This is a genomic window from Bacillus sp. UNC437CL72CviS29, assembly GCF_000482345.1.
GTDB lineage: Bacteria > Bacillota > Bacilli > Bacillales > Bacillaceae_G > Bacillus_A > Bacillus_A arachidis.
In genome coordinates this window covers 56,993-80,619 of sequence record NZ_AXVB01000010.1, presented here as the reverse complement: position 1 = coordinate 80,619, position 23,627 = coordinate 56,993, and the positions used below count along the sequence as shown (strand labels likewise).

At 34.5% G+C, this 23,627-nt stretch carries 22 protein-coding genes; 17 read left to right on the top strand and 5 right to left on the bottom strand.

The genetic code is table 11. The annotated features are described in order from the left end of the window. Positions 1 to 7 precede the first annotated feature (7 nt). Complete coding sequence (locus M014_RS0110815; protein ID WP_026591744.1) at positions 8 to 679, bottom strand: GntR family transcriptional regulator; 672 nt, start codon at positions 677 to 679, stop codon at positions 8 to 10. A gap of 16 nt (positions 680 to 695) precedes the next feature. After that, entirely contained in the window at positions 696 to 1,661 is a 966-nt protein-coding gene (locus tag M014_RS0110810) for a DMT family transporter (RefSeq protein WP_026591743.1), read from the bottom strand. A 153-nt stretch (positions 1,662 to 1,814) separates the two neighbouring features. Here M014_RS0110810 and M014_RS0110805 point away from each other — a divergent pair, with 153 nt between their 5' ends. Further along, complete coding sequence (locus M014_RS0110805; protein ID WP_026591742.1) at positions 1,815 to 2,132, top strand: DUF3784 domain-containing protein; 318 nt, start codon at positions 1,815 to 1,817, stop codon at positions 2,130 to 2,132. 54 nt (positions 2,133 to 2,186) lie between these two features. Here the strand turns inward: M014_RS0110805 and M014_RS0110800 are convergent, their stop codons facing one another. Next, a complete protein-coding gene (locus M014_RS0110800; RefSeq protein WP_026591741.1) occupies positions 2,187 to 3,374 on the bottom strand; it encodes a GTP-binding protein in 1,188 nt (395 codons plus the stop codon). A 186-nt stretch (positions 3,375 to 3,560) separates the two neighbouring features. Between M014_RS0110800 and M014_RS0110795 the strand changes: the two genes are divergently transcribed. Further along, positions 3,561 to 4,538 (top strand): permease, encoded by a 978-nt coding sequence (locus M014_RS0110795; RefSeq protein ID WP_026591740.1) that lies wholly within the window; start codon positions 3,561 to 3,563, stop codon positions 4,536 to 4,538. Positions 4,539 to 4,550: 12 nt separating this feature from the next. Continuing rightward, positions 4,551 to 5,417, top strand: coding sequence for a TIGR03943 family putative permease subunit (locus M014_RS0110790; RefSeq protein WP_026591739.1), 867 nt, complete (start codon positions 4,551 to 4,553; stop codon positions 5,415 to 5,417). A gap of 248 nt (positions 5,418 to 5,665) precedes the next feature. Here M014_RS0110790 and M014_RS0110785 read toward each other — a convergent pair whose 3' ends face one another. Continuing rightward, positions 5,666 to 7,645: an IucA/IucC family protein gene (locus tag M014_RS0110785; RefSeq protein WP_026591738.1), complete on the bottom strand. Its 1,980-nt coding sequence runs from the start codon at positions 7,643 to 7,645 to the stop codon at positions 5,666 to 5,668. Between the two features lie 65 nt (positions 7,646 to 7,710). Here M014_RS0110785 and M014_RS26795 point away from each other — a divergent pair, with 65 nt between their 5' ends. The 10 genes from M014_RS26795 to M014_RS0110735 all read left to right on the top strand — a co-directional run bounded on the left by M014_RS26795 (position 7,711) and on the right by M014_RS0110735 (position 19,970). Then, a complete protein-coding gene (locus M014_RS26795; protein WP_331280095.1) occupies positions 7,711 to 8,976 on the top strand; it encodes an MFS transporter in 1,266 nt (421 codons plus the stop codon). Next, positions 8,957 to 10,756, top strand: a complete 1,800-nt coding sequence (locus tag M014_RS0110775; protein WP_176527641.1) for an IucA/IucC family protein — start codon at positions 8,957 to 8,959, stop codon at positions 10,754 to 10,756. The genes M014_RS26795 and M014_RS0110775 overlap by 20 nt, the downstream gene beginning before the upstream one ends. Before the next feature lie 11 nt (positions 10,757 to 10,767). Then, positions 10,768 to 11,865 carry an alanine racemase gene (locus M014_RS0110770; RefSeq protein WP_026591736.1) on the top strand — a complete coding sequence of 366 codons (1,098 nt, stop codon included), beginning with the start codon at positions 10,768 to 10,770 and terminating at the stop codon, positions 11,863 to 11,865. Positions 11,866 to 12,297: 432 nt separating this feature from the next. Continuing rightward, entirely contained in the window at positions 12,298 to 13,701 is a 1,404-nt protein-coding gene (gene nhaC, locus M014_RS0110765; protein ID WP_026591735.1) for a Na+/H+ antiporter NhaC, read from the top strand. A gap of 341 nt (positions 13,702 to 14,042) precedes the next feature. Further along, a complete protein-coding gene (locus M014_RS0110760; protein ID WP_026591734.1) occupies positions 14,043 to 14,390 on the top strand; it encodes a hypothetical protein in 348 nt (115 codons plus the stop codon). A gap of 233 nt (positions 14,391 to 14,623) precedes the next feature. Beyond that, positions 14,624 to 15,409 (top strand): TerC family protein, encoded by a 786-nt coding sequence (locus tag M014_RS0110755; RefSeq protein ID WP_026591733.1) that lies wholly within the window; start codon positions 14,624 to 14,626, stop codon positions 15,407 to 15,409. A 108-nt stretch (positions 15,410 to 15,517) separates the two neighbouring features. Then, positions 15,518 to 16,906 (top strand): class II fumarate hydratase, encoded by a 1,389-nt coding sequence (gene fumC, locus M014_RS0110750; protein ID WP_026591732.1) that lies wholly within the window; start codon positions 15,518 to 15,520, stop codon positions 16,904 to 16,906. Positions 16,907 to 17,406: 500 nt separating this feature from the next. Then, positions 17,407 to 18,171 carry a DUF2087 domain-containing protein gene (locus tag M014_RS0110745; protein WP_026591731.1) on the top strand — a complete coding sequence of 255 codons (765 nt, stop codon included), beginning with the start codon at positions 17,407 to 17,409 and terminating at the stop codon, positions 18,169 to 18,171. Between the two features lie 16 nt (positions 18,172 to 18,187). Further along, positions 18,188 to 18,541: a GIY-YIG nuclease family protein gene (locus M014_RS0110740; RefSeq protein ID WP_026591730.1), complete on the top strand. Its 354-nt coding sequence runs from the start codon at positions 18,188 to 18,190 to the stop codon at positions 18,539 to 18,541. A 19-nt stretch (positions 18,542 to 18,560) separates the two neighbouring features. Continuing rightward, positions 18,561 to 19,970 (top strand): MATE family efflux transporter, encoded by a 1,410-nt coding sequence (locus tag M014_RS0110735; RefSeq protein ID WP_026591729.1) that lies wholly within the window; start codon positions 18,561 to 18,563, stop codon positions 19,968 to 19,970. A gap of 64 nt (positions 19,971 to 20,034) precedes the next feature. Here the strand turns inward: M014_RS0110735 and M014_RS0110730 are convergent, their stop codons facing one another. Then, positions 20,035 to 20,733: a Type 1 glutamine amidotransferase-like domain-containing protein gene (locus M014_RS0110730; RefSeq protein ID WP_026591728.1), complete on the bottom strand. Its 699-nt coding sequence runs from the start codon at positions 20,731 to 20,733 to the stop codon at positions 20,035 to 20,037. A 195-nt stretch (positions 20,734 to 20,928) separates the two neighbouring features. Between M014_RS0110730 and M014_RS0110725 the strand changes: the two genes are divergently transcribed. The 4 genes from M014_RS0110725 (at position 20,929) to M014_RS0110705 (ending at position 23,589) form a co-directional block, all read left to right on the top strand. Continuing rightward, entirely contained in the window at positions 20,929 to 21,342 is a 414-nt protein-coding gene (locus M014_RS0110725) for a BlaI/MecI/CopY family transcriptional regulator (RefSeq protein WP_026591727.1), read from the top strand. A gap of 4 nt (positions 21,343 to 21,346) precedes the next feature. After that, positions 21,347 to 22,159: a M56 family metallopeptidase gene (locus M014_RS0110720; RefSeq protein ID WP_026591726.1), complete on the top strand. Its 813-nt coding sequence runs from the start codon at positions 21,347 to 21,349 to the stop codon at positions 22,157 to 22,159. A gap of 174 nt (positions 22,160 to 22,333) precedes the next feature. Next, the gene (locus M014_RS0110710) at positions 22,334 to 22,888 is read left to right on the top strand and encodes a TlpA family protein disulfide reductase (RefSeq protein WP_026591725.1); all 555 of its coding nucleotides are present in this window, start codon (positions 22,334 to 22,336) and stop codon (positions 22,886 to 22,888) included. A 17-nt stretch (positions 22,889 to 22,905) separates the two neighbouring features. Next, entirely contained in the window at positions 22,906 to 23,589 is a 684-nt protein-coding gene (locus M014_RS0110705) for a prolipoprotein diacylglyceryl transferase family protein (RefSeq protein WP_026591724.1), read from the top strand. Positions 23,590 to 23,627: the final 38 nt, after the last annotated feature.

The window sequence follows — 23,627 nt, the reverse complement described above, 5'->3', positions numbered from 1 at the left end:
TCTTTATTTATTTAGCAGAGATTATTTTTTGTATTTCTTTCATTGGCCGCAACCAGTTTTTGGACATGATTTTTTCGATTTGTGCTGCATCTTGGTTTTTTAATGCTTCGATGATTAAATTGTGTTCTTCAATCGATTGACGCGCAGGAATGAAATTTTGGAAAAATAGGTATTCAAGACGTAATACATGAAGTTGGATGCTTGCTAAGAACGGTTCGATGTATGTATTTTTAGCGATTGATACGATTGTATTATGAAATTGGATATCTAAGTGTAATGCTTGTTTCGAATTTTTTTCATCTATGGCATTTATAAATGCTGAGTTTATTTCAGAAAGTCTTATCAAATCATTTTCATTTATTTGATGAATTGCCTGTTTTCCGATAATCGTATGAAGGCCAGCAATTGTTTCATAAATAACAGATATATCTTCTAGTTTTATAGGAGCAATTTTCGTTTTTTGTCCAGGGACCATCTCCACAAGTCCTGAAAGCTCTAATACTTGCAGTGCCTCTCTAACTGGTGTTCTACTCACACCTAAAGCTTCGGCCAGCTCTCCATCATTAATTTTCTCATTAGGTTGTAAAACACCTTCGATAATCCAATCTTGTAATTGATGTAAAACGAGTGATTTAGCAGATACCCTTTCTTGCTTTCGATAATTTTGAGGAATAGGCAAGATAAAACATTTCCTTTCACTTTATATTTTGCTTTCTCGTATCAACAAATTGTAGTTTCGGTTTCCTTTCATCTGGCTTCTTGCTTAGTACAAGTACCATTGCAATAACACAGAGAGCGCCTAATAATTGAAATGATTGAAACGGAACATGCAAAATGAGAACAGAAGAAATAATAGCTGCAAGTGGTTCCGTACAACCAAATAGTGTAGTCTCTTTCGGTGTAAGGTAGCGGATGCTATCTAAGTATAAATAGAATGCGATAAGTGTACCGAAAATAACCACAAATGTAATGAGGAAAAGATTATTAGGCTGTAAATATTTCATGCCTGATAATAAGATAAATTCATTTGTGGAGAGAAAGTGTACGACGGTTACACCAATGCCTCCAATAATCATTCCCCACCCAACAATGACAGATGAAGACCATTTCTCTAATAATTCCTTTGAATAAAGGCTATAGAATGCTAGTGACAGACCAGATAAAATGCCCCAAATGATAGCTGGAGTTGAAACAGCTAAATTATCAATAGATCCATTCGTTAGTAAGAAAAAGGTTCCGATTAAAGAGAGTATGATCGAAATAAAATCGATTTTAGTAGGACGAATATTCCATTTGAAGATAAGGTAAACGGTGATAAATATTGGCGCTAAATATTGTAATAATGTTGCAACTGCAGCATTGCCTTCCTTAATAGATGCAAAATATGTATATTGCACTGCGAGCATACCTAACAATCCAAACAGAATCATTCTGTTTACATCGGCCCTTTGTTTCCAAATGCCAAGCACTTCTGATTTTTTATTGCCAAATGAGGAGAATAAGAGCAAAATACTTCCGGATATAAGTAAGCGGATTGTAACTAACCATTCTGTAGAGACATTGTCTTGTTGAAAAAGTTGTTGTGCAGCAGTACCAGATAAACCCCATAAACTAGCACCTGTAATAACCATAATAATGCCTTTCAATCTTCCTGAATTCATAGCTAGGTTCTCCTTTCAGAAAGAAATTTAATTGAAATATCGAATACAATATGTAATATATCATGAGTAATATTAAAAATAAACAGAATTTTTAAAATGAATCAGATGAGTAATGGATATAATTGTGGTAAAATATTGTAAAGGAGTGATTTGATGATTGGTGGGTTTATAATTTGTTTCCTTTTAGCCATGTTCATTATCATTTTGGGATACCAAATTCACATAAAAAAGAGGTTATTTCTCTTAGCAGGATATCAAGAAGAGACCTTTGTAGGGGATAAAGAAAAACTTGCAAAAATAGCTGGTTTTTTTTCTTATGTAATAGGAATTACTACCGCTCTATTACCATTTGGATTAGAAGCAATTGGTGACGCTGTGGGGATTGGTTATGGACTTTTTGTTGTTATAAGTACAATTGTACTTGTTATATGGAGTAATGTAATAAATAGGTCTAGTAACTCTAAAGAATAAACGAAAACAAGATGGTAACCTTTTAGGGAAACCATCTTGTTTTTTCACTTTTTATTATGATACCACGGTAAAAGGTGGGATTGGGTCAACAAAATCATCCCAATCCTGTCTCATTTCTTCATCAGTTAATAAGCATGTATCCAAAGAGCGCTCAATATGATATTGATTCATTTCAACTCCAATAAAGACTAATTCTGTTATGCGATCTCCGTACTGTTTATCCCAATTTTTTAAGACTTCTGGTTCTTCTGCAATTATTTGCTGCTGCTCAGCTGCAGGTAATGCTGCAACCCATTCACCAGCTCCTTGGATTGTAATCGAAGATCCAGCTTGAGACAAAATTCCCATCATATGGTTACGAGATGCGAGCCAGAAAAAACCTTTTGCCCTTACGATATCTAATGGCCAGTTTTTTAACCAATTCATAAGTCGAACAGGATGAAATGGACGTTTGCGGCGATAAACAAAGGAACTAATGCCGTATTCTTCTGTTTCTGGCGTATGGTGATCATTATTTAACTCTTGAATCCAACCAGCTGCTTGGCTAGCTTCATCATAGTTAAATAAATTTGTATTTAAAATTTCATTTAGTGGTACTGCGCTAAATGAAGATTCAATGATTTTTGCACTAGGATTTAACTTTTGTAATAGAAGATGGAGTTCGATAACATCTTCCTTTTCTAGTAAATCCACTTTGTTCAAAAGAATAACATTTGCAAATTCAATCTGATCAATTAGTAAATCGATAACTTCTCGTGTATCTGTTTCATCAATTGCTTGTTTTCGATCTAGTAAACTTTCCCCAGCGGCAAAGTCATCCCAAAATCGATTTGAGTCGACTACAGTAACCATCGTATCAAGACGACACTTGCTCGTTAAATCAATTCCTAGTGCTTCATCTATATACGTAAATGTTTGTGCAACAGGAATAGGTTCACTAATGCCGGAAGATTCAATCACAATGTAGTCAATATCCCCTGCCTCTACAAGACGGTTTACCTCAATGATTAAATCTTCTCGTAGGGTACAACAGATGCAGCCGTTTTGAATTTCTACTAATTTTTCTTCTGTACGAGAAAGGCCTCCTTGTTTCACAAGTGCGGCATCAATATTTACTTCGCTCATATCATTTACAATGACAGCTACTTTTAAGCCCTCTCTATTTGTCAAAATATGATTCAATAATGTTGTTTTTCCAGAGCCTAAAAAACCACTTAAAACGGTAATGGGCACTTTTTTCATTGTATATACCTCCTGTTAAATCGTAATCATTACGTTTTATAATAAATGACTTTAGAAAGAAATGCAACAATAAATCATAATGATTACGATTTACGAATAGGAATGAAGTATGAAAAATGTTTGGGATTGTCATAGAAAAAGAGGACAAGCATACGATTAAATATGAATAAAACGGAGGTGAGGAAGTTGGTTTTTAATAGAATATCAAAAGAGTTAATTGGTACGCTTCTCATTGCAATCTTTCTTTTTTTATTATTTTTTGTAGATTTTACAAATCTAGCAAACTTGCACAAAAGTATTCCAAAAGAATGGCTAAATGTGAATGCAATTTTTTTAAGTATTTTCTTTGAAGCAGTACCATTTATTTTATTAGGTGTTATTGTTTCATCGGTTATTCAAGTATTCGTAACAGAGGAGATGATTCAAAAAATATTGCCAAGGTCAACAATTGTTGCAATGATTCCAGCAGCTTTTGTTGGTGTCATTTTTCCAATGTGTGAGTGCGTCATCATTCCTGTAGTAAGAAGGCTAATTCAGAAAGGGTTACCCTCCCATGTAGGAATGGTGATGTTAGTAAGTGCCCCAATTTTAAATCCAATTGTGTTTTTATCAACGTATTATGCATTTCGAACGAATCCAAATGTTGTATATGCTCGTTTTGGGTTAGCGTTATTTGTTGCATTATTGATAGGCTTAGTTGTGTATTATGTATACCGTAATAAAAGTATTTTAAAAGAACAAAAAGTGATTACTCATGATGAGAAGAAAAAAAGTTGGCGAGATGTAATAAGTCATGGAGTGGATGAATTTTTTGATACAGGCAGGTACTTATTAATTGGTGCGTTCTTAGCAAGTTTATTTCAAACATTTTTAGATCGTAACTTGCTTGTAGAAATTGCAAATAGCGAGGTAATTTCACCTTTTGTCACGATGGCTTTTGGCTATGTACTATCGCTTTGTTCAGAAGCAGATGCATTTATCGCAGCTTCATTTGGTCATATATTTTCAGTAAAAGCACTCGTTGCTTTCCTAGTATTTGGGCCGATGTTAGATTTGAAAAATACATTGATGTTATTTGCTTACTTTCAAAAAAGATTTGTTTTCTTCTTTATTGGAATTGTCACGATTAGTGTATATATCGTTGTTCAGTTTGCAATGAGTTAGGAGATGACGATAATGAAAAAGCAAAGTAAACAAGAATTTCATACATATATTCGGGGGATTATTTTACTTGGATTTGCAATGCTTCTATTTAAACTATTGGTAACAGGGAATATTGATTATTTTGTTGCACCAAAAATGATAAAGTTTATCTATTTTGCGTTTTTTCTTTCGCTAATTTTAGGCTGCTTACAAGTATGGAATGGGAATGAGGAGAAAAAAAGAGGATGTAACTGCTGTAAAAATCATACAGTTCCAAAATCAAAAATTGGAATTTGTATGCTATACGCAATTTTTTTAATTCCGATTGTGAGTGCATTTTTATTTTCTAATGTGACACTTGATGGTAGCGTAGCAGCAAAACGTGGCATGAATCAAAGTGCAGGAGCGAAGCAACAATCCACAAGTTCCGATTGGAGGGAACTATTAGTGGATCAAGAAGAAGAACCTATTCAAAACCTTCCTACGCAAAAGCAGTCACAAAAAGAATTAGAAAAAAACATACTGAAGCAAAATACAATTCAAGTAGACAATCAAAATTATATTCAAACGATGAATGTAATCGGTCAAGATGTGCTTGGATTTAAAGGGAAAAAGATAACTTTTACGGGTTTTGTTTATCATGATAAAGAAGTAAAGGAAGATAAAGTAGTAGTCGCTCGCTATGGAATTACATGTTGTGTTGCAGATGCCGCTGTGTGGGGAATGATTGTTTCTGGAAATGAAATAAACACTCTTCCAGAAGAAACGTGGGTGAAAGTTACAGGGATATTAGATGAAACGACGTATAAAGGGGTACTGTTTCCACTTGTAAAAGTTAGTAAAGTAGAAAAAATGGAAAAGCCAAAAGATCCATATGTGTATGATGCTTTGCCGCAATGATGAAGTGAAGCAGCTAATCATATTATTTGGAGACGATGCTTTTAGAAGATACTTTTGAAAGTTATAAGTTGAATTTGAAATAGGAGAAATATATTAAATCATGACATTGTCCTTTTAGGAGTTGGTATATTATTGATATACTTTATACCTTTTCTCATATTAAGCCTGTATAATCTTAAAAATAAAGATCTTGTACATGAAGCAAAGAAAATCCTTCTTCACTCTAATGAGAAAAGAAGGATTTTTTGTTATTTATACAATGGATTATCGACTTTTACATAAAAATAGGAGTGAGCTTCCCCCATCATTCGCATTAGCGTCAGGGCTTTATAGTCTACCTTTTCTGCAAAGAAGATATCATAATCAGTTGTTGCGTTTTTTGTATAGCGTGAGTCTTGTTGTAAATCTAAAAAGATATTTTTTGTGACTCGTTTTACAATATTCCAAAGCAATTGTTCGTCTATGTTATAGAAACGGCTTACATGAATAAATAACTCTCCAAAGTGATTTTGCATAACGGAGTAAAATACCTTGTTTCGTACGCTCTTTTCATCATCAACTAAAATGCGTGATTTGTGATGGAAGTTTGTACTGTCAAGCCGTTCCTGTTGTAAACGACCACGGTGAACACGAATGCCTTCCCAATCACGAACAAGAAGTCGGTCTGGTGTGCCATCTTTTTTAAAGACAGGTACTGTATTTTGCAAGTGGCCTTCTAAGCCGATTCCGTACTTCACCATAAGTGGAATAAATCCAGTTAAAGCGTTAGCTACATATTTTTCAATAAATGAAACGATTGCATCATGTAATGGTAGACAATTCTTTACTTTATATAGTTCGATAAGTTCAACAATAAGTGGTTGATTCGCTCCGTGTGCAGATGCAACAAGAGCAGAACCGACAATAGCCCATTCATCTTTATTTATATAGGAGTATACATTATCACGAATGACACATGCAAGATTTTCACTTCTCAAAGTTTGCAAATCTATATTAGAGTCATTTGCACTGAGAAAATGTGCGCCAGCACATTCCATAATCGGAATAAATCTTCTTTCATCGATACTTGTATCTTCTTTTATAATTTTTTGTAATATATTACTCATCAGTGGACCGTTATGAATCGTTTGTTCTGATAAGGTTCGCACTTCTCCTGTTAAATGAACATTCGTTGTTAACTTATAATGAGGTTTTCTTGTATCATACTGTGCTGGGAAGATGGTACGAAATGACATACCAGCTACATAAGGCGCCTCATAATCAAAAATAATAATTTTTTTCTGTTCAATTTCTGTTTTGTATAATTCTTGCAATGTATGCATCGTTTGCCAAGGATGGATAGGTAATAGAAGATAATCATCTATTCTATCATCTAGCCTAATCTCTGCCTCGGCTTTCAGTACAGGTTCTAAAGAAAAGATGATAGGATTCCAATCTTGTGATTTCATAAACGCAGTACTTACTTCTTTGTTATGAACGGCTACAAATCGAAGTGGAATCGTATTTTTAAACTCTGCTGAATACGCAATTGTTTCTTCAGGGTTTAAGCCTTTTCGCATTTTTGCTCCAGGATGACAAGGGTGTCCTTCAATAACAAGCTGTTCAAAAAAAGCATAATGATTATCTGTTTGTGCAGCTGCTTCTAATGTTGATACCTCAGTAGACTGTTCATGAAATGTATAGGCAAGCGATAAATTAGCAGCACTATTAGCTAAATCCTCTTCGAACATATGAAAATAAGAAGACTGTCCTTTCCAACCTTCTTGAAAAATTAAAGCTAACACTTCATTTGGATGTGTAATTTCTTTTTGCTCAGATAGTGATATGAGCATGTATGGCCCGTTTACAATTGGACGTTCGAAAGCATACATTTGTTGAACTGGTACGAGTAAGTAGCAGTCTTGTTTCTTAAAATATAAAGCTTGTATTATGGAATATTTTTCAAAACTCTTCTGGTGTGTATGTATATAATCTAGTAAATAATCTGGACAACGGTACGCTGAAATAGAAACAAACGTCTTCGCTGACTTTTGAAATGTCACCACAGTATCCATTAGATTGCTTATATTTTCTCGGATGACAGAAGATAGTAGTCGTTCTAATATACCGTTCCGACCTTTATATAAATTTTGCTTATATATTTCATGTAGCGGTGGATGGTTTTGCTGTAAAAAAGAAAATAATGTTTGTTCTTCTACCTCAAATGAATGAATGCTGTGTAAGTGCATAGAAACCACCTTTCTCAATTTTAGCTCTTTACAAAAAAGAGAGAATATTTTATATTGTCTTTAAAGTGATAACGATAATCAATTTCAATTATAAAGAGTGGATTAAAAAATGCAACAAAAAATTTGAGGTGATTCTTATTCGAAAACTGTTTTTTGGTAGTTCATTTTTTTTGTTTATGGGGAATTGGCTCGGAATGACTGCTATTAATTGGTATGTCTATGATTTGTACCATAGCGCGACATATTTAGGATGGTTAAACTTTGTACGACTCATTCCAATCGTATTATTTAGTGTTTATGCAGGAAAGCTTTGTGATTTGTATCCACGTGTCAAATTAATGAAATCATATTCCTTATGGGGATTTGTATTGACAACTTTACTTGCGGTTTATGTTGCTTTAGTTACTCCTTCATATTTTATCTTTTTACTTTTTTCATTTATTCGTGGGGTCATTAGTGCATTAGAAACACCAAACCGGAATACACTTCTTTCAGATATTGATACAAATAATCAAATTAGCAAACTGATTTCCATGCATTCATTTGTCATGAATGTTTGTCGATCAACTGGTCCGGCATTAGCAGGATTTCTTATTGCAGCAGGGCATATCGAATTAACATTTATGATGCAGGCTGTTTGTGCACTTATTGCTTGGATTCTTGTGATACCAATGAAAGATCACCAAATGAAAAAGCGAAAAGAAAAGAAAAAAGCGAGTTGGGAACAAATTGCTGCATATTTTTCTTATGACAAAATGGGAAGAAATATCTTTGTGACATCACTTATTACAATGGCTTTTGGTTTTTCCTATACATCGGTTTTACCAGCGCTTGTTTCAAAGCAATTTACGGGAAAAGCAGAAGTGTTTGGAATCGCTATGTCATCAGCTGCAATTGGTGCAATCATAGCTACTGTGATTCTTCCAAAAGCATTGACATATATTTCAGAAGTACGCCTGTATAATGTTAGCTTAATTGCATTTTCAATTTCTTTAGCACTACTGATTGTTAGTAATATATATGTATTTTTTATTCTTTTATTTTCTATTGGTCTATTTGGTCAGTTATTACGATCAAGTAACCGTGTCTATTTTCAGCATCATGTCCGTGAAGAAGAGAGGGGACTTATGCTTAGTGTAGTACTGATGGATCGAGGGATGATACCACTTGGTTCTATTTTAGTTAGTTATTCCATTGAATATGTTGGTATTGCTCAAACATTTATTTTAATGGGAGTTATATGTATGATCCCGTCTTTATTTCAATTTATAAAACTGAAACAGCAAAAAGGAAAGGTGAAGGAATTTGTCCATGCAAAGAAAACAAGTTAATAGAGTAAAAGCAGAACGTAGTATTTTAAATCGTTTTTGCAATGCATTGATTCGAGAGAAAGTGCTACAAGAGAACTGTGCAATATTGAAACATGAGCATGGCATAGAGATTGTAGATAGTATGAACGATGCGGAATTATTGTTAGAAGTAAAACAAGAGGGAGCGTTTGAACGATACGAGTTTATATTCCCAATTCGTTTTAAAGTTCGTGGACATATACGGTGGATTGATTCATTGTCAATGTTTTGGGAAGAAGTTGCCCCGTTCTTTCGTATTCATATTTCACAGTCTTTACAAGAAGAATTGGAAAACAGTGTAACCAATTTAGCACTAGCATACGAAGCATGGAATCGGAAACAAGAATGGGTGAAACAACAATTAGAGACAAACGTTTTGTTTGCAACAAAAACAAAGCCTAACAATTTATATCAATTTTTAAAAGCTTTACAAGCATGTATACCATTTGATGAGCTTACTTATACGGAATCACTTGTTATTGAGGGACATCCGCTTCATCCATCTACGAAAACGAAACTTGGTTTATCAAGAGAAGAAGTGAAATTGTATGCACCAGAATTTGAACATGTTGTTCCGTTACATGTTCTTCTCGTTCATAAAGAAGTAGCTGAAGTAACCGGAGATCACATGCAGAAACCACTTATATATGAAAATTCACCAGAGTTATATGAAGCAGTGCACACATTACTTGTAAATAAAGAAAAAAGAATGGAAGATTATTATCCATTTCTCATTCACCCATGGCAGTATGAACATGTATTACAAGAAGAATATGGTTCAGAGTTAGAAGAGGGGTGGATTATTCCAGTGCCATATCAACTATCTTCACGTGCAACATTATCATTTCGAACAATGAATGTATTAAAATTACCATATCACGTGAAACTTCCAGTGCGAGCGCAAGCAACGAGTGCAGTTCGTACCGTGTCACCAGAAATAACAGTAAATGGCCCACTATTATCAAAAGTATTAGATGGCATCTATACAAAGGAACAAAATTTAGAGCAGTCTATTGTTGTTGTAAGGGAACGAGTAGGAGCCTATTTTTCTAAACCGAATACTAGGGATTTAGGACGTAATTTAGCATTTATTTTACGGGATGATCCCAATCAGTATAGAAGAGAAGGAGAATTATTATGGGTTGGTGCAAGTTTAACAGCCGATAATCCATTAAAAGAAAACGAATCTGTCATTTTAGATATAATGCGTACATATTTTGACAAAGAGGAAATCGGTAAAAAAGAGATATTCTATTATATTGCTCATTATACTGAGAAAGTGATGTTGCCATTGTTAGAACTTGTTGTACGATATGGGATTGCCCTAGAAGGACATATGCAAAATTCTATTATTGTGACAAAAAATGGTGAAGTACAACGTATTCTCATTCGTGATCTTGGTGGAGTAAGAATTTATAAAGAGAAATTGGCGGAATTGATAGACCTCTCGATTATGAAAGAAGCAGCATTATTTACAGAGAATATGACTGAAGTATATAACAAGTTTATTCATTCTGTATTGCAAAATCATTTTGGGGATTTGCTATTTACATTGGCTCGAGCAGTTGATGATATACAGGAAAAAGAGTTGTGGAGAATTGTTGCAGCTGTGGTGGAAGATTTTATGGTAGGGGTAACAGAAGAGCAACGAGCAGCAATATTTGCACCTTGTATTGAGACTAAGGCATTATTTTCGATGAGAATACATGATCAAGCGAAATCGTATTTATATACAAATTTCCCCAATCCACTTTGTATGTAGGAGGAATAAAAATGCGGCCCATCATGAAAATAAACCTTTCAAAATTAAAGCATAATGCCATTATGATAAAACGATTATGTGAGCATGCAAATGTTTCATGTTTTCCAGTTACAAAAGGAGTAAGTGCTGCAACACAAGTAATCGGAATTTTGAAAGAAGCTGGATTTACAAAATTTGCAGATTCAAGATTACAGCATCTTCATAAAATCCGTAAAATGATGGGAAACAGTGCGGAACTTCTTTTAATTAGAACACCAGCTTTATCAGAAGTAGAGGAGACAGTTCTAACTGCAGATATAAGTTTGAATTCTGAACTCTGCGTGATTGAGGCATTGGGAAGGGCTGCGACGAAATATGGGAAAATACATCAGATCATTTTAATGGTAGATTTAGGAGACCTTCGCGAAGGTATGTTGCCTGTGCAAATGGTGGAGATTGCCCAAAGAGTAGTGGGGATACAGGGGATAGAGCTTGTTGGTATTGGAGCCAATTTTACTTGTTTTAGCGGTGTGATTCCAACTGAATCTTCTTTGCTAGAGTTAACACAATTGACTGAGCTAGTGGAAGAAACAATCGCGCAGCCACTTTCCATTATTTCGGGTGGAAACTCCAGTTCCTTACCGCTTATCTTACAAAGGAAAGAAATAGGGCGGGTCAATTCTCTTCGTATTGGTGAGGCTATTTTTCTTGGGAAAGAAACAGCATATGGGAAGAACATTCCTTTTATGTACCAAGATATATTTTCAGTAGAAGCTGAGATTATTGAGGTTAAAAGAAAGCCTTCGATGCCTAGAGGTGTGATTGGAAAAAACGCTTTCGGTCAAGTTCCATGTTTTGAAGAAAAAGGAGAACGATTGCGAGCCATTGTTGCGATTGGTCGACAAGATCTTGATATTAGTGGGCTATATCCACTTGATGGGCATATCGAGATTCTTGGCGGAAGTAGTGATCATTTAATCATTGATATAACAGATAGTGAGACATATCGAGTAGGCGATATAATTACGTTTCTTCCAGCATATAGAGGGATGCAAAGCGGTATGGTTTCTTCACTTGTACACAAACAATATGTATTAGATGATGTGTTACAAAAAGTGCTTGTTCTATAAAGTGAAATTTTGATTCGTGACCCCCAATAATTACGAACTCTCATTAATCGAGCGCGTGTTACATATATTGAATTTGTAAAACAATATACGTATATATTAAATGTTTTAATTGAAGAAGAAAAAGAAGTGCATAATCAATAAGTAGGTCGTGAAGTGATAAAAAGAGAAACAGTTGAACAATTTTGCTCAACTGTTTCTTTTTTTAGGGATTTTTTACTTGTTTTTGTTAATTGTAAATAAAAATACAATATTTTTTATAATTTTCATTGCGAAATATCAGCTCTACTTTTACAATAGAAAAGGTGTATATTTATTATACTAAAAAAACAAATCGGAATAATGTGAAAATTATAGTTTGTCGTTATGCATTGTATGTAAAAGTACATATTAGGCGACATATATCATATTATCGACTTGTAAGGAGAGAAGCAAATGAAAAGTGTAAGATTACCATCGATTCCAGAAATCATTATTCTTTTATTACTGTTTCTTGCAGTTGTCTTTTCCTTTCAAACGATCTTTAATTTGCCGATTCAATTAGCGCTATTTATTTCATGGTTTTTAGTAATTGCGCTTGGACTAAGGTTAGGGTTTCGTTATCAAGAATTGCAAGATGCAATTACGAAAGGAATTTCCAATGGATTAGAAGCTGTTCTTATTTTAGTTGCTGTAGGAGCACTAATTGGAACATGGATTGCTGGCGGTGTTGTACCGACATTGATTTACTACGGATTAGAATTTATTCATCCGAGTATCTTCTTATTAGCAACCTTAATTATTTGTTCAATTACTTCTATTGCAACAGGTACATCGTGGGGAACAGTTGGTACAGCTGGTATTGCCATGATGGCAATCGGTGAAGGTCTTGGCTTACCGCTTCCACTAGTTGCTGGAGCGGTACTTTCAGGGGCATACTTTGGAGATAAGTTATCCCCACTTTCTGATAGTACAGTACTTGCTGCCTCAATGGCAAAAGTAGATGTTATTGCACACGTTCGCGCGATGTTTGTATTAGATATACCGGCATATATTATTACTGGTATTATGTTTACAGTTGCCGGATGGATGTATGGTGGAGATAATGTTGATTTAAATAAAGTGGAGTTTTTAAAAGAAGCTTTATTAAAGCACTTTGATATTAAAATATGGATGCTTGTTCCAGCGGTTATTGTTATTGTACTATTAGCAATGAAAAAACCATCAATGCCAACAATTGCAATGGGAGCGCTTCTCGGTGCAATTTGGGCAACGCTTTTCCAAGGTATGAATTTTGGAGATGCAATTGGAACAGCATATAACGGTTTCTCTATTGAATCAGGTGTGGACTTCATTGATAAGTTGCTAAATCGCGGTGGAATCAATGGTATGCTAAGTTCAGTAGCTGTTATTATTTTCGGATTAGGTTTCGGAGGATTACTTGAAAAACTCGGCGTTTTAAAAGTAATCGTATCAAAATTTGAGAAGAAACTAAACTCTGCAGGAAATGTAACGTTGTCCACATTAATCGTTGCTTTCTTGGCAAACGTATTCGGTTGTGCAATGTACGTATCACTTATTTTAACGCCAAAAATTATGCAAGACAGCTATGATAAATTAAAACTAGATCGCCGTATATTAGCGCGTAACTCAGAAGTAGGTGGGACATTAACTTCGGGTATGGTTCCATGGTCTGATAATGGTATCTTTATGGCTGGTATACTAGGTGTTTCCACATTATCATATGTTCCATTTATGTGGATGAGCTTTGTATCCTTAGCATTAGCAGTTATATATGGATATACAGGAAAATTCATTTGGTATGTTGATGATGCTGAAAAAGGAAAACAAGCATCATAAGATAAGAAAAAATCATCCTTTGCGTATAGCAGAGGATGATTTTTTTTATAAACTATATGATAGATAAACTACTAAAAATAAAATCTCTATAATTTGTAAAGTAAAATGAGAGCCAAATAAGATATGTTTTTTCAGCAAACTTTCATATGATATATGGTTGTAATTTGAACGGCTGAATTTTTAGTTTTTATAGGTGTGATTATTGGTAAGTTATAAGGATTTTGCGGGGGAATTAGTGTTTTTTTATTTTCTATTCGACAAAACATAACAAATTATTGTAATTTAGTTTGTTATGTTTATTGGGGAATTTTGCAATTTTTCCATATTGGAGGGCGTATAGATTGAAAAAACGTACTGTTGAATTGGTAACAGGACTAGTTGCTTCTATAGTAGGAGCTTGTATATCATTTTTTCTTTTTATTATGTATAGTTTTAGGTCAGTTATTGATGATTCTTGGAAAGCTCAAGCCTATGGGGCGCTCGTGGTTTTTCTTATACAGATTTTAGCTATTGTAATTTTTTGTTGTGTCAATAAAATGAACAATAGGTTATATGGAAGTGTAATGCTTACTATTGGTATCATCTCCATACTCTTTTCGTATGATGCATTGTTGTTTCCAGGAGTTATATATATTGTTTCTGGATGTTTAACGTTTAGATCACTAGAAACTACATCAGGTGAAAAATAGAGTGCAAATAAAGGAATTAGGATATGTATTATGTAAGAAGAGTGTGAAGACTGAACACTTCAGCAAAGTATAAAACTATCTCTTTCGTTGATTTGTTAGAAATTTTTATCCTATAGTACTAAGTCACCCCATAAGTTCAATGCGAACTTATGGGGTGTTTAGTTTCTGGTGATATTCGTATATTTCCCCTATCAAAAAGCAAAATATATAGTATCAAAAACAGGAGGAGAGAGATGACTGAATCGCTACTGCTGGAGTATGGAGGAGTTATATTAATTCTTATTGCATTAGAAGGAGTTTTATCTGCAGATAATGCTCTTGTACTTGCTATTATGGTTAGACATTTATCTGAAGATGATAGAAAAAAAGCTTTGTTTTATGGATTATTCGGTGCGTTTATATTTCGATTCGTCTCATTATTTTTAATTTCATTTCTTGTGAATGTATGGCAGATGCAAGCGGTAGGAGCGATTTATTTATTGTTTCTTTCTGCTAGAAGTTTAGTTAAAATATATCGGCAAAAGAAGTGGCAAAGAGAAATGCACGGAGAGCAAGAAAAAGGGATGGAAGAAAATACTCCGAAAAAGAAAAGTAGTTTTTGGTTAACAGTTCTGAAAGTCGAGGTTACAGATATTGCATTTGCGATCGATTCAATCTTAGCTGCAGTAGCTCTTACATTAACCATTACACCACTAAATAAAGGGATGATAGGTGGTCTTGATGCAGGAAGATTTTTTGTTATTTTAACTGGTGGAATGATTGGTTTAATTATTATGAGATTCGCGGCTACTTACTTTGTGAAGTTATTGCGTGAAAGACCTGGCCTTGAAACGGCAGCGTTTATGATTGTTGGATGGGTCGGCGTAAAACTTATTGTTTCAACACTGGCGCACCCTATGGTTGGAATAATCGATAAGGATTTCCCTCAATCCGCTACGTGGAAAGCTATTTTTTATATCGTATTAATTACGATTGGCGTTTGTGGTTGGTTCTTATCTTCTGATTCATCTGAAATATAATTTAGTAAATATAGAATTATCAATAAATACAGGTGAGAATCCTTATCGTTTAAAGGGAAGTCTGTTACAATAAAAATGTATCTATTTTATTATCAAGGGGATGAAAACATGGAATACAGAATTGAAAGAGATACATTAGGAGAAATGAAAGTTCCAACTGATAAATTATGGGCCGCACAAACACAGCGTAGTAAAGAAAACTTTCCAATTGGAACGGAGCATATGCCGATTGAGATTGTACAAGCATTTGCAATTTTAAAGAAAAGTGCAGCCATTAGTAATTACAAATTAGGAAAGTTATCGGAAGAAAAAGCTCAGGCGATTGTAGAAGCAGCTGATGAAATTCTAGCAGGAAAATGGAATGAACATTTCCCGCTTGTTGTATGGCAAACAGGTAGCGGAACACAATCGAATATGAACGTGAATGAAGTAATCGCCAACCGTGGGAATCAAATTTTAGAAGAGAAAGGACTTGCTGTACATATTCATCCAAATGATGATGTGAACATGTCCCAAAGTTCAAATGATACATTCCCAACAGCGCTTCATGTTGCTTGTTTGATTGCAGTGGAAGACCAAGTGCTACCGGCAATTACAAAGTTAAAAGCAACATTAGAGAAAAAAGTAAATGAGTTTCAAAATATTATTAAAATCGGACGTACGCATTTGCAAGATGCAACACCTTTAACGTTAGGACAAGAAATTAGTGGGTGGCACCGTATGCTTGAAAAAACGGAGCGTATGATTGCGGATAGCAATACATATATGAAAGAACTTGCAATTGGGGGTACTGCAGTTGGAACAGGCATTAATGCACATCCTAAATTTGGTGAGATGGTTGCAGAGGAAATTAGTCAGTTTACAGGAAAGCAATTTGTATCAGCACCAAATAAGTTTCATGCATTAACAAGTCATGATGAGGTTGTGTTTGCACATGGTGCGTTAAAAGCATTGGCAGCGGATTTAATGAAGATTGCAAATGATGTACGTTGGCTTGCAAGCGGCCCACGTAGTGGTCTCGGTGAAATTATTATTCCTGCGAATGAGCCAGGAAGCTCTATTATGCCAGGGAAAGTAAATCCAACACAAAGTGAAGCATTAACAATGGTAGTGGCACAAGTTATGGGAAATGACACAACCATCGGATTTGCAGCGAGCCAAGGTAACTTTGAACTAAATGTATTTAAACCAGTAATCGCATATAACTTCTTACAATCTGCTCGTTTATTAGCCGATGCGACAGTTTCATTTAACGACAAATGTGCGGTTGGTATCGAAGCAAATGAAGAAGTGATTAACCAAAACGTAAATCGTTCTTTAATGCTTGTTACAGCATTAAATCCACATATCGGTTATGAAAATGCGGCGAAAATTGCGAAGCATGCTCATAAAGAGGGATTAACATTAAAAGAAGCAGCATTACAATCGGGGTTATTAACGGAAAAACAATTTGATGAGATTGTAGATCCAAAGAAAATGATTGCACCGAAGGAATAATTAGAGTGGACAATAAAAAGCCAAGATTCTATTTGAATCTTGGCTTTTTTCTCGAATAGAATTTCTATTCTCTTAATTATTAATAGTATATGCAATTCTGAAGATGGAGAGTGGCATCATAATAGAAATACGATTCTATATTTCTATTGTGATCAAAAATGGTTTTCACTATAAATTTATTTATTATTTTCAGGTTTGGGCATTTATCTTTTGACAAGTTCATTCCTTTGTTGAAAAGTTAGTGAATAGGGTAAGTAAGACTAGATTGAAGGTTTAGTTGATTAAGGGATATTACTCTGCAGTTGTTTATAATACTTTAGAAATATTGGCTGTTATTAGGAAGGAGATGCCTATTTACTAAACGATTTTAAATTTGTTTGGTAAATAAGTAAGCGAAATGTTGAAAAGTTTATTTTGTTTGTGATAAGATGATTCAGTAAGGGTAAACGATATTGTGATTTGTTTGCGTTTTTAATAAACCGTTTGGAGGATTGTTTGGTATGAATGATATTTCTGAGAAGTTTTGGGATGCTTCCATTAAAGAACTAAAAAAAGGATATATATTTGAAGAGGACACAGAAGAATATACTTGTTTAGCATGCGGAGAAAGTTTTATAAAAGGTGTAATTTATCAAGATAATCAGGTTTTATATGAAGCCGAGAAGTTTGTACAATTACACATTCAAAATGAGCATACATCTATGTTTGACTATTTATTGAATCTGGATAAAAAATATACAGGTTTAACGGATTTGCAAAAGAAGATGGTTCAATTTTTTTACATGGGATTTAATGATAAAGAAATTGTGAAAGAGCTGGATGGGGGAAGCACGTCGACAATACGTAATCATCGATTCACATTGCGTGAGAGGATGAAGCAAGCGAAAGTATTTTTAGCATTGATGCAACTGTCCGAAGAAAAATCAAAAGTGCAATCTAAATTTGTACCCATTCATAGAACAGCTACGATGGTGGACGATCGGTACAATATTACGGAAGAAGAAAATGATGAAGTCTTAAAGTTGCATTTTACAGAAGGATTAGACGGTCCACTGGTGAAATTTCCGAAAAAACAAAAACGTAAATTAATTATATTACGTCATTTAATAAAAAAATTTAATAGTAACGAAAAGTACACCGAAAAAGAAGTGAATGAAGTTTTGGAAAGTGTATATCCAGACTTTGTAACTTTAAGAAGGTATTTAATTGAATATGGTTTTCTAGATCGAACGCCTGATGGAAGTCAATATTGGGTGAAGTTATAAGAAAGGGGAAAGGAAAATGAATAGAAGAGCAGAATTAAAACAGCAATACAAAGAGATAGAGATTGAAGCGGGTATTTATCGTATTATAAATACAAAAAACCAGAAAATGTACGTTGAGAGTACGATGAATTTAAAGACGATAAGTGGGAGGCGATTTGAACTCAATGTAGGTTCTCATACAAATAGAGCATTGCAAGAGGACTGGAAGCAATACGGTGCAGATGCCTTTGAATTTGAAGTGCTAGAAGTCTTGAAAAAGAAAGAGACTGGTTATTTTAATGCTAAGGAAGAATTGAAAAAATTAGAAGAGAAGTGGCTACAGGAATTGCAGCCATATGGAGAGCGCGGGTACAACCGAGCAAGCTCTTAATAAAAAGGGGAAATGAAATTTGAAATCACCGACAGATAGCATTCAAGAAGATGCAGAATCACAGAGTCAGGAGAAGGAAGGGAAACCGATATGGAAATCGATGTCCATGTTCTTAGTTCCTTTGCTTTTAAGTAATGTATTACAATCAGTTGGACAATTGTTTGGGATGGTAGTGGTAGGAAGATGGCTTGGTGTAAATGATTTAGCTGCCATTTCTGCGTTTTTTCCGTTGTTCTTTCTACTTGTTTCATTTGTAATTGGAATTGGATCGGGTAGTTCTATTTTAATCGGGCAAGCATTTGGGGCTCGTAACGAAGATCGTGTAAAAGCAGTTGTTGGTACAACGCTTACCTTCACATTTATACTAGGAGCTATTTTAGCGGTAGTAGGCAGCATATTCACCATGGATATTCTGCGTTTTATGGGAACACCGGAAAACATTATTGGTATGAGTGTCCACTATGCACGTATTTTATTTATTTCAATGCCAGTTTTATTCTTATATTTTGCATATACAACATTTATGCGAGGTACAGGAGATTCCAAAACGCCATTTTACTTTTTAATTGTTAGTACAGTGTTGAACATGATATTATTGCCTGTTCTTATCTTTGGTTGGTTAGGAATGCCGAAACTTGATGTTTATGGAGCAGCTTATGCCTCTGTCATATCAACGATTATAACGTTTGTTGTCATGCTTATTTATTTGAAGAAGAAAAATCATCCATTACAATTGGATGAAACAGTACGGAAATATCTTCGTATGGATTGGGAACTATTAAAGTTATTACTACGCCTTGGTATTCCAGCAAGTATTAATATGATATTAGTTTCGTTATCTGAGATTGCAGTTATTGCATTTGTAAATCGATTCGGTTCTGACGCGACCGCAGCCTATGGAGTCGTGAATCAAGTGGCAAGTTATGTACAAATGCCAGCAGTCAGTCTTGGAATTACAGTATCCATTTTTGCTGCACAGTCCATTGGTGCGAATCAATTTGATCGATTACAGAAAGTTGTTCGAGCGGGAATTATAATGAACTATATTATTGGTGGTGTATTAATCGCTGTCATTTACTTGTTCTCAAGAGAGATTTTATCACTATTTTTAACAAGTCCGAATACAATTGAAATTGCACATAGCCTAATCATGATTACATTATGGAGTTATTTAATTTTCGGTCATGCGCAAATTATTGGTGCGACAATGCGGGCAAGTGGAACGGTACTATGGCCGACTGTTATCAGTGTTGTATCAATTTGGCTTGTGGAAGTTCCTGTTGCCTACTACCTTTCGTATCACACAAGTCTTGGTATAAAAGGTATATGGGTTGGATATCCGGCAGCATTTATTGTGAGCTTACTGTTACAATACGGATACTATAAGCTTTCATGGCAAAAGAAACGGATTACGCGACTTGTTAGTTAGAATAGAAGGTGAAAGATATCCCTAAGTTTTCAGCTTAGGGATATTTTGTATGAGTACAAATAACTTATAAATAACTTTTCAAAGTTACATCAAAATGATGTCGCATAAGTTTTCCATCAAACATATAGAACTCCCAGGCTTTCTCTGGATCTCCGATAATTTCAAAGGAGTTTTCGGTTATATACAAAGCGCAATTATCTTCTAAAGCGATTCCTTCTGTATTACGTGCACGGTTTTGTAAGAATAAATGAAAAGCGTTTGCTCGATCTGATTGATTGTAATGTGGACAGAAGTGTTTGTTTATTAAATTCCAGCCATCGCTTTCCATATAGCCGTCTCCTTTATAATTAGAACGAAGCCCCGTTGTAAACCAGCACATAGCACCAGCGCTATATCCCGCAATGAATGTCCCGTTGTGTACGGCTTCTATCAACTTTTCGTCTATTTTGTTTTCCTTCCACTTTTCAAGCATATTGATATAATTTCCTCCACCTAGATAGATAAAATCAGCAAAATGTATCATTTCACTAATTTTATCTTCGCTAACGCTTTCTTTTATACAGCGTAGAATGTGAACATCACATTGTAACTGCTTCTCGAATGTTTCTCTAAATTCTTTTATATAACCTTCATCGTCATTGCTTGCTGTTGGGATAAATAATATTTTTGGAGATTGTTTCCCAGTTAATTCAATAAGTCGTTGATTTATAAGGAAATGATCTGTTTGTTCAAAGTAACCTCCGCCAATTACAGCTAACTTCATAATGAAGCACCACCTAATAGATTTTTGTTATTGATAAAGTTTCGCTATAGAGAAGTTTCTTTCCTTCTATAACAAAATATGAAAATGGGAATGTGTTCTAAAATAAAGAAGGGGTTTATTTCCATGTTCGTATCATTCTATATTTGACCTTTTATTCTCAGTGTACTACAATTTGTAGTGCAGAGGAGGATTAGCATGTTCACTCAAAATTATAAGTTAAATGAGCAAGGATTAAATCATTTCTTTGGGTCATTAGAAGCGAGGATTATGGAGATTATCTGGAGTACTCCGGATATTACGATTAAAGAAGTACAGCAAAAACTAAGTGAGGAATCTCCTGTGAATTTTAATACAGTGATGACTGTGATGAATCGGTTAGTTGAAAAAGGACACTTGCAAAAACAAACGGTAAAAAGAAGCGGTGTATACCGTGCTGTACAAACGAAAGAATCCTTTTTATCAAATCAAACCAAAAAAATGACACAAGAATTAATGGGGGAATTTGGTGATTTCGTTGTGAATCACATGTTAGATGAACTAGACCAAGCTGATCCTGCTTTAATAAAGAAGTTAGAAGAAAAACTTAATCAACTGAAAAAAGAGGACTAGTATGATGAAGTGGCAAATACGAAAAATAATATTGTTAGCAAGCAGTATTGGTATTCTCTTTTTTGGGATGTTAGTGTACTACGTTACATATCCATTTTTCTTTGAAAATAAAGCTCTTTTTTTATCGCAGTTTTGTCTCTTTGAATTGCAAGAACATATGAAAGAATTATCAACCATTCGTGTCATAATGAGCGGATTATTGTTATTTACTATATTAGTTGTATGGAAAAGAGTGTGGAAACAGTTTTTCTATAGCCGAAAATTACAGAGAAATTTAGTTATGATTACTCGAAAAGGAAAACAATTGTATTTGCTACCATCATTAGAGGTTACAGCATTTACTATCGGAGTCACTCATCCGAAAATTGTTGTTTCGGAAGGTGTATTTCAATCTTTTACAGAAGAAGAAATTGATGCAATTGTATTACATGAAGAATATCATCAAAAAAATCGTGATCCGTTAAAATTGTTTCTTTTTACGGTGTTAGCTGAAGGAATGATGTATATTCCGGTATTGAAAGATATGTTACAGCGTTACCATACGTATCAGGAGCTATTGGCGGACAAATATGCGATGGATCAAATGAAATCATCGTTTGAATTAGGTAGTGCATTGTTAAAATTAATTAAAATAAAAACAGTATCTAATCCGTTTATAACAGCTTCTTTTGCGAAGACGGCAATCAATTTGCGTATTGAGCAAATTGTTAGTCCGTCATCTATAAGGCTTAGTATGCCGTTACATACAAATTCAGTTTATGTGACAATAGGGCTATTTCTCATTTCGTTTGTACTTATTATTGGAGAGTGCATATAGCCTCTTTTTTTAACCCAAAACACTACTTTATGTAGTGTTTTGTGGGAGGAATAAAATGGACGCAGTAGGCGCGGGGATTCTTTCATTTGTATCTAATCAAATGATGAAAATTACAGCATTTTGTATTCAATTATTTGACGGATTTACAGGATTTTAAAAATAGGGGGAAAGAAAGTGAAAAAACTAATTACCATTATTCTTGCAGGAGCACTACTATGGGCAGGGTTTAATTTTTATAATTCAAAGCAAGAAGAAAAAGAACGGAAAGCAAAACAAGAGGCACTACAAGAGAAAGAAGTATTACCGCAAGTAGGATTTAAAGCACCGAAAATTACACTTAAAGGACTAGATGGGAAGCTGTACTCATTAAATGATGCAAAAGGAAAACCGTATATTATTAATTTTTGGGCATCATGGTGTGGGCCATGTGAAATGGAAGCACCAGACTTAGTGCGTCTTTACGATAAATATAAAGGAGAAATCGAAATTTTTGCGGTGAATGCAACGGTTGGAGATCCAGTACAAGAAGCGAAGGCGTTTGCGGATCGTTTTGGATTTAAGTTCCCGGTTTTACTAGATATGGATGGAGAGGCAGGGATTGATTATAAAATTGTTTCATTGCCAACAACGTTTTTTGTTGATAAAGATGGGGTGATTGTAGATCAAGCGCGGGGGGTATTACCTCCAGATCAACTAGAAAAGAAATTTAAAGAATTAATTGAGAAGTAAAAGGGGACATCCTAATGATGATGGACTGGATGGTGAAAGTACAGCCTATTTCTCTCATAGTGGGAAGTTTATTTGGGCTTGTGCTCATGAAATTAAAGATGAAAAGTCAAGGTATCCCATATGAGGGAATAATGGATACAGTAACAAATGGATTTTTTATCATCGTACTAACATGGAAATTTATGCCGACAATTTTGAATCCAGGGTGGGCTTTTCAGTCACCATGGCAAGCGTTACTCGCTGTAGGAAGTACCCAACACATTATAATGGGTTGCTTGATTGCTAGTGGATATGTTGTATGGAGAAGTAAAAAGGCTAATTTTTCACTTTTGGTTTTACTAGATGCACTTCCTTTTGGGATTGGAAGTATGATTATTTCTTATTTTCTATTCCATCAGTATGTTGGTATAAACACAACAATGCCGTGGGGAATGAAAGTGTATGATTCGAAATTTTTCTATCATCCAATATATATGTATGAAATTATGATAGCAATCTGCCTAATGGGATGGCTGTGGCTAAAAAACGAGAAATTAGGAACTAGAAAATACATGAGTTATTTTCTACTTGTAGAAGGGATTGCGCATATATTCATTTCACTTATAATTGAGCAAGTTCCATTATTATTTGGTCTGTCTGTGCAGCAGTTACTTATTTTTATTGCAATTAGTATAGGTATTATATTGCTTCCGAAAAAATAAAAATAGCACTGTGCGAACGGTTGTTCATACAGTGCTAT